The organism is Winogradskyella sp. (assembly GCF_013042245.1).
In the GTDB taxonomy this organism is placed as follows: domain Bacteria; phylum Bacteroidota; class Bacteroidia; order Flavobacteriales; family Flavobacteriaceae; genus Winogradskyella.
The window spans coordinates 1-7,173 of record NZ_JABDQL010000086.1; the positions used below are offsets into that span (position 1 = coordinate 1).

General features: G+C 33.9%; 8 protein-coding genes and 1 pseudogene. All 9 read left to right on the forward strand.

Annotated features, from left to right (window positions below; translation table 11 throughout):
• Positions 1-143 precede the first annotated feature (143 nt).
• The gene (locus HKP48_RS07315; RefSeq protein WP_296344359.1) at positions 144-1,544 is read left to right on the forward strand and encodes an anthranilate synthase component I family protein; all 1,401 of its coding nucleotides are present in this window, start codon (positions 144-146) and stop codon (positions 1,542-1,544) included.
• A 2-nt stretch (positions 1,545-1,546) separates the two neighbouring features.
• Positions 1,547-2,113 (forward strand): aminodeoxychorismate/anthranilate synthase component II, encoded by a 567-nt coding sequence (locus HKP48_RS07320; RefSeq protein WP_296344361.1) that lies wholly within the window; start codon positions 1,547-1,549, stop codon positions 2,111-2,113.
• 2 nt (positions 2,114-2,115) lie between these two features.
• The gene (gene trpD, locus HKP48_RS07325; protein WP_296344363.1) at positions 2,116-3,108 is read left to right on the forward strand and encodes an anthranilate phosphoribosyltransferase; all 993 of its coding nucleotides are present in this window, start codon (positions 2,116-2,118) and stop codon (positions 3,106-3,108) included.
• Positions 3,105-3,890 (forward strand): annotated as a pseudogene (gene trpC, locus HKP48_RS07330) (indole-3-glycerol phosphate synthase TrpC). The gene trpD and the pseudogene trpC overlap by 4 nt, the downstream one beginning before the upstream one ends.
• Positions 3,887-4,585 carry a phosphoribosylanthranilate isomerase gene (locus HKP48_RS07335; protein WP_296344365.1) on the forward strand — a complete coding sequence of 233 codons (699 nt, stop codon included), beginning with the start codon at positions 3,887-3,889 and terminating at the stop codon, positions 4,583-4,585. Before trpC ends, HKP48_RS07335 begins: the two are co-directional and overlap by 4 nt.
• Entirely contained in the window at positions 4,569-5,750 is a 1,182-nt protein-coding gene (gene trpB / locus HKP48_RS07340; RefSeq protein ID WP_296344368.1) for a tryptophan synthase subunit beta, read from the forward strand. Before HKP48_RS07335 ends, trpB begins: the two co-directional genes overlap by 17 nt.
• 8 nt (positions 5,751-5,758) lie before the next feature.
• Positions 5,759-6,076, forward strand: coding sequence for a GIY-YIG nuclease family protein (locus HKP48_RS07345; protein WP_363928604.1), 318 nt, complete (start codon positions 5,759-5,761; stop codon positions 6,074-6,076).
• Between the two features lie 35 nt (positions 6,077-6,111).
• Positions 6,112-6,873: a tryptophan synthase subunit alpha gene (trpA, locus tag HKP48_RS07350; protein WP_296344371.1), complete on the forward strand. Its 762-nt coding sequence runs from the start codon at positions 6,112-6,114 to the stop codon at positions 6,871-6,873.
• A gap of 1 nt (position 6,874) precedes the next feature.
• Entirely contained in the window at positions 6,875-7,075 is a 201-nt protein-coding gene (locus tag HKP48_RS07355) for a hypothetical protein (RefSeq protein ID WP_296344374.1), read from the forward strand.
• Positions 7,076-7,173 lie beyond the last annotated feature (98 nt).

Sequence of the window (7,173 nt, forward strand, 5' to 3'; positions counted from 1 at the left end):
AAATAATACATGGTGGTGGCTTTCTCGAAACTTAAATTTCGTGAACTAGTCCTATTGTATGTTTAATCACAATAAACTTAAGGCTTGTCATTCACGACAAGCCTTTTTTAATTTTTAAAACCTGGAAAACGATTCAGACGAAAATGAAGAAATTTAAATTAAATACAACTTACAAGAAAATACTTGCAGACCATATAACGCCTGTAAATATCTATTTAAAGTTGCGTGATATTTTTCCGAATAGCTTATTGTTAGAAAACAGTGATTATCGTGCAAACGACAATAGTTTCTCCTACATATGTTGCAACCCGATAGCCTCAATAAAAATCGAAAACGGAAAGATTAACCAGCAGTTTCCTAATGGTACTTCGGAGATTTTAGAGGCAGATTCTGAAACTGTTACAGAAACTATTCATAATTTTTCAACGCGATTTGAATCTGATTTAGATGAGGACTTTAAATTCATTACTAACGGTATTTTCGGTTATACCAATTATGACGCTGTTCAATATTTTGAAGATATTGAGATTTTAAAAAAAAATAACTCAATCGAAATTCCAGAAATCTATTATGCCGTTTATCAAAATGTGATTGCCATAAGTCATTACAAAAATGAAGCTTACATATTTTCACATTCAGCAGATAATAATCATAATGTGGAAAAACTACATCAGTTAATTCAAACCAAGCGTTATGCAGACTATGGGTTTTCTACGGAAAACAATATCAAATCAAACCTCAGTGATGAAGAGTATAAATCTCATGTAGAACTAGCAAAAAAACATTGTGCTCGTGGAGATGTATTTCAACTGGTATTATCTAAGCGATTTTCTCAAGAATTTAAAGGCGACGAATTTAATGTCTACCGCGCATTACGAAGTATAAACCCAAGTCCTTACCTATTCTATTTTGATTATGGTAGCTATAAAATATTTGGAAGTTCTCCAGAAGCACAACTCATTGTTAGTGAAGGTAAAGCTGAAATTCACCCTATAGCCGGGACTTTTAAGCGTACTGGAAACGACTTATCAGACGCAAAAGCAGCAGCAGAATTAGTAAAAGATGACAAGGAAAATAGCGAGCATGTGATGCTTGTTGACTTAGCGCGAAATGATTTAAGTAGACACGGAAGCCAAGTAAAAGTCGAAACTTATAGAGAAGTACAGTTCTTTTCCCATGTGATTCATTTGGTAAGTAAAGTCACAGGTCAAAAACACGAAAATACAAATACAATGCAAGTTGTTGCAGACACATTTCCTGCGGGAACTTTAAGCGGTGCACCAAAACATATGGCTATGCAACTCATTGAGAAATATGAAAAAACAAGCCGTTCCTTTTATGGCGGCGCAATAGGATTTATGGATTTTAAAGGCAACTTTAATCATGCTATAATGATTAGAACATTTCTAAGTAAAAACCACAATCTATACTGGCAAGCAGGCGCAGGAATCGTTGCAAAATCTAGTGCTGATAGTGAGTTGCAAGAAGTATATAATAAGCTCGGAGCACTAACAAAAGCTATTAAAATGGCAAAAGGTATATAATCATGAAAAAAGTATTAGTTATAGACAACTACGATAGCTTCACATACAATCTAGTACACTATTTAGAGGATTTAGATTGTGATGTTACTGTAAAGAGAAACGACAAACTCACTCTAGAAGAAGTTGCAGATTTTGATAAAATTCTATTATCACCTGGACCAGGAATTCCAGATGAAGCGGGTTTATTAAAAGATATTATCAAAACCTATGCAGCAACAAAAAGTATACTTGGTGTCTGCTTAGGCCAACAAGCCATTGGCGAAGTTTTTGGAGGTGAATTAGAAAATCTTGAAAGTGTTTACCATGGTGTTGCGACAGCAGTCACTTTGAGTGTCGATGATGAAAATCTATTCGAAGGACTTGACAAAACTTTTGAAGTCGGACGTTACCATTCGTGGGTAGTTAAAACAAACTTACCAGAAATATTAGAAGCAACCTCTTTTGATGAAAACGGTCAAATCATGTCTCTGAGACATAAGGTATATGATGTAAAGGGTGTTCAATATCATCCTGAATCTGTATTAACACCAAATGGAAAACAAATTTTAGAAAACTGGGTGAATTCTTAATTATGAAAGAAATTTTAAACAGACTTATTAATCAAGAAAGTATCTCTAGTGAAGAGGCAAAAAACGTTCTGGTTAACATCTCAAATGGCGTGTATAATCAAAGTCAAATTGCATCATTTCTAACGGTCTATATGATGCGAAGTATCACTTTAGAAGAGTTAAGAGGATTCAGAGATGCCCTTTTGGAACTATGTATTTCCGTAGACTTAAAAGACTTTAATCCAATAGATTTATGTGGTACAGGTGGTGACGGAAAAGACACATTCAATATTTCTACATTATCCTCTTTTGTAACCGCTGGTGCAGGTGTTAATGTAGCAAAACATGGGAATTACGGCGTTTCATCGGCTTGCGGCTCGTCTAACGTCATGGAGCATTTAGGTGTTAAATTCTCTAGTAATAATGACTTTTTAAAGCGTAGTATAGACCAAACAGGAATTTGTGTATTACATGCACCACTATTTCACCCAGCTATGAAAAATGTAGCACCTATACGTCGAGAGCTTGGTGTAAAAACATTTTTTAATATGCTTGGACCAATGGTAAATCCTGCTTTTCCACCAAATCAAATGGTAGGTGTTTTTAATTTAGAATTGTTAAGACTATATGGTTATCTATACCAGGAAACCGATAAAAATTATGCTGTTGTACATGCCTTAGATGGCTATGATGAAATTTCTTTAACCGGAAAAACAAAAGTTATGTCTAACAACTCAGAAGCCTTATTTGCACCTGAAGATTTAAACTTAAGAACAATAAAACAATCTGAAATATTTGGTGGTAATACAGTTAAAGAAGCGGCAAATATTTTTATAAATGTAATTGGTGGCAAAGGAACTGAAGCGCAGAATAACGTGGTTTGCGCTAATGCAGGTTTAGCAATTGCTACAAGCAAACAAATATCACATAGTGAAGGTTTTGAATTAGCAAAAGAGTCTCTATTGAGCGGTAAAGCAAAGCAAAGTTTAAATAAACTTATAGAACTGAGTAAATGAACATCTTAGACAAAATAGTTAGAGACAAACGATTAGAAGTTGATTTGCGAAAATCAATTATTCCCACCTCACAGTTGGAAGCATCTGTTTTATTTAATCGAAAAACAGTTTCGTTAGCTACTAAACTTAGAAATAGTAATAGTGGAATAATTGCAGAACACAAACGTCGCTCACCTTCAAAATCCATAATTAATAATAATTTGAATGTCCAAGATGTAGCCCTAGGTTATGAGAAAGCTGGTGTCTGCGGCATATCTGTTTTATCAGATGGAAAATATTTTGGTGGTAGTCTAGACGATGTATTAGTTGCAAGAGCTGCTTGTGATTTACCAATATTACGCAAGGAATTTATAATCGACGACTATCAGATTTTAGAAGCCAAAGCTTATGGTGCAGATGTTATTCTATTAATCGCTGCAATATTGTCCAAAGCAGAAATAAAGCAATTTTCAGAATTAGCAAAAAGTCTAACTTTAGATGTTTTACTTGAGGTACATAATTAAGCAGAATTACATAAATCTATTATGCCTTCGTTAGATATGTTGGGCGTTAACAATCGTAATCTCAAAACTTTTGAAGTAAGTTTAGAAACTTCAAAAAAACTGAGTGAACTAATTCCAGATGAATTTGTAAAAGTATCTGAAAGTGGAATCAGTTCTGTTTCTGCAATAAAAGAATTAAAACCTTACGGTTATGAAGGCTTTTTAATTGGAGAGAACTTTATGAAGACAGACAATCCAGGAAAATATGCAACAGAATTTATTCAAAATCTAGAATCATGAAGTTAAAAGTCTGCGGAATGAAATATCAAGATAATATGGAAGCTGTTGCTCGTTTGCAACCAGATTACATGGGCTTTATATTTTACGACAAATCGTCTCGCTACTTTGATGGTGAAATCCCTAAGATTCCTTACGGAATAAAAAAAGTTGGAGTTTTCGTCAATTCTGATTTAGATTATGTTTTACACATGATAAAAAAACACAAACTCAATTCAATTCAACTACATGGAAATGAAGATTCACATTATTGCGCATCCTTAAAGTTTGAGCTTCATTTAATTAAAGAACACTGGAAACAATCAGTTTGGGAACCTTATCATGAAAGACAAGGAGTAAATGATTATGAGAAAAAAGAAATCATCAAAGTTTTCAGCATCAAAAATAAATTTAATTTCAATCTTTTAAAACCTTACGAAGACATTGTGGATTACTTCTTGTTTGACACCAAAGGTAAATTTCCAGGTGGTAATGGCCATAAATTTAATTGGGATGTTTTAAAAGATTATCCTTCAACTACACCCTTTTTTTTAAGTGGTGGTATTGGTTTAGGTGAAGTTGAAAAATTAAAAGAATTTCAAGAAAGTCCTGCTTCAAAATACTGTTATGCTATTGACGTAAATAGTAAATTTGAAATTGAGCCTGGACTAAAAAATATAAATGAATTAGAAAAATTTAAGCATGAGTTACAACATTAACGACAAAGGCTATTATGGCGAATTTGGAGGCGCTTACATCCCTGAGATGCTCTATCCAAACATTGAAGAACTGAGACAGAATTATCTTAAAATAACAGCTGAAGCTTCATTTCAAGAAGAGTTTCATGAGTTACTAAAAGATTATGTAGGCAGACCTTCGCCTTTATATTTTGCAAAGCGCTTATCCGAAAAATATAACACTAAAATATACCTTAAGCGTGAAGATTTAAATCACACAGGTGCACACAAAGTAAACAATACTATTGGACAAATTTTACTAGCACAACGATTAGGCAAAACCAGAATTATTGCTGAAACCGGTGCTGGTCAACACGGTGTTGCGACAGCTACTGTATGTGCATTGATGGGTATAGAATGTGTGGTATATATGGGCGAAATTGATATCGCTAGACAAGCACCAAACGTAGCACGTATGAAAATGCTTGGTGCAAAAGTAGTACCTGCACTTTCTGGCAGTTGTACTTTAAAAGATGCCACAAATGAGGCTATGCGAGACTGGATTAATAATCCCGTAGATACGCATTACATTGTAGGTAGTGTTGTAGGACCGCATCCTTATCCAGATATGGTGGCGCGTTTTCAAGCTGTTGTTTCAGAAGAAATAAAAAAACAATTAATAGAAAAAGAAGGTACTGAAAATCCTGACTATTTAATTGCTTGTGTTGGCGGAGGCAGTAATGCAGCTGGAACGTATTACCATTATTTAGACAATACAGATGTGAATATCATCGCTGTTGAAGCTGCAGGAAAAGGTATCCATACAGGTGAGAGCGCAGCAACTTCTGTTTTAGGAAAAGAAGGTATAATTCACGGTAGTAAAACACTATTAATGCAAACAGGTGACGGACAAATCACAGAACCATATTCAATCTCTGCTGGTTTAGACTATCCTGGTGTTGGTCCAATGCATGCCAATCTTTATAAAACAGGACGTGCTGAATTCATATCAATCACTGATGATGAAGCCATGACTGCTGGATTAGAGCTATCCCAGTTAGAAGGTATCATTCCAGCTATTGAAACCTCACATGCGCTTGCCGTTTTTGAACATAAAACCTTTAAACCAGACAATATTATCGTACTCAATTTATCTGGGCGTGGCGACAAAGATTTACAGAATTATATTGATTATTTTAAATTATAGACTAAGTCATGCTGAACTTGTTTCAGCATCGCACAAGAGAAAGAGTGAGATATAGTTACGTATACATAATGACAAATAAGTACAGAACAACATTTTTTGTTGGCGTAACTTCAAATCTTTCAAAAAGAATAGCTGAACATGCTAATGGAACTGGTTCTTTATTTACTAAAAAGTATAATCTTAAAGACTTGATTTATTTTGAAAAATTCTCTGATATGAATCAAGCAATAGATAGAGAAAAACAACTTAAAAATTGGCACAAAGAGTGGAAGCTGAATCTCATCAGAGAAACAAATCCTAAATTTGAAACATTAAAAATTATGTGACCCTGAAACAAGTTCAGGGTGACGAAACATCAAAAATGAATAGAATCAACCAAAAACTAAAAGAAGACAAAAAATTGCTATCGATATACTTTACTGCTGGTTATCCAAGCATAAATGACACTGTTTCAATCATTCAAAATCTCGAAAAAAGTGGTGTAGATATGATTGAAATCGGCTTACCTTTTAGCGACCCATTAGCCGATGGACCAACGATTCAAGATAGTTCCACGAAAGCACTTAGAAATGGTATGACAAGCGAATTACTTTTTAAACAATTAAAAGACATACGTGAGACTGTTTCTATTCCTTTGATTATCATGGGCTATTTTAACCCGATGTTGCAATATGGTGTTGAAGCCTTTTGCAAAAAATGTCAAGACGTTGGTATTGATGGCTTGATTATTCCAGATTTACCAGTAGATGTTTACCATGAAGAGTATAAATTAACTTTTGATAAATACGGTCTTATAAATGTATTCTTAATTACACCGCAGACTTCAGATGAACGTATCCGATTTATAGACTCTGTGTCTGATGGATTTATATACATGGTCAGTTCGGCAAGTACAACAGGCGCTAAAACAGGATTTGGAAATGAGCAATCGGAGTACTTTGAGCGTATTGCGAATATGAACCTAAAGAATCCTCAGATTGTAGGATTTGGTATTTCAAACAATGAGACATTTACTGCTGCAACAAAACAGGCAAAAGGTGCTATTATTGGAAGTGCTTTTATAAAGCATGTAACTAATCAAGGCGTAGATGTTATTGATACATTTGTAAAAACAATAATCTAATATGAAAATATTAAATGATTGGCGTATTGTAATCCTAATTTGTTTAACATTAGGTTTAGCTCCTTTTTTTCCTGAGCCTCATATTTATGGAAAATTAAAATGGTTAGCCGGTGGTGCAAAAGGAATGAGTGCTTTAGATTATTTAGATATATTTTTCCATGGTTTTCCTTTTGTATTATTAATGCGAATCAAGGGTTGGTAAATAGATAAAAAAACAAGCTTAATTCATTGAAAAACAACGTCTTAAACTTGTTTAAGTTATTGATTTTCAGTATCTTAATAGTCGATTTCAACAAGATT

Bases quoted from the DNA above. Each gene is read 5' to 3' on its own strand.
- HKP48_RS07315 (WP_296344359.1), top strand. From the start codon at position 144: ATGAAGAAATTTAAATTAAATACAACTTACAAGAAAATACTTGCAGAC.
- HKP48_RS07320 (WP_296344361.1), top strand. From the start codon at position 1,547: ATGAAAAAAGTATTAGTTATAGACAACTACGATAGCTTCACATACAAT.
- trpD (WP_296344363.1), top strand. From the start codon at position 2,116: ATGAAAGAAATTTTAAACAGACTTATTAATCAAGAAAGTATCTCTAGT.
- HKP48_RS07335 (WP_296344365.1), top strand. From the start codon at position 3,887: ATGAAGTTAAAAGTCTGCGGAATGAAATATCAAGATAATATGGAAGCT.
- trpB (WP_296344368.1), top strand. From the start codon at position 4,569: ATGAGTTACAACATTAACGACAAAGGCTATTATGGCGAATTTGGAGGC.
- HKP48_RS07345 (WP_363928604.1), top strand. From the start codon at position 5,759: ATGCTGAACTTGTTTCAGCATCGCACAAGAGAAAGAGTGAGATATAGT.
- trpA (WP_296344371.1), top strand. From the start codon at position 6,112: ATGAATAGAATCAACCAAAAACTAAAAGAAGACAAAAAATTGCTATCG.
- HKP48_RS07355 (WP_296344374.1), top strand. From the start codon at position 6,875: ATGAAAATATTAAATGATTGGCGTATTGTAATCCTAATTTGTTTAACA.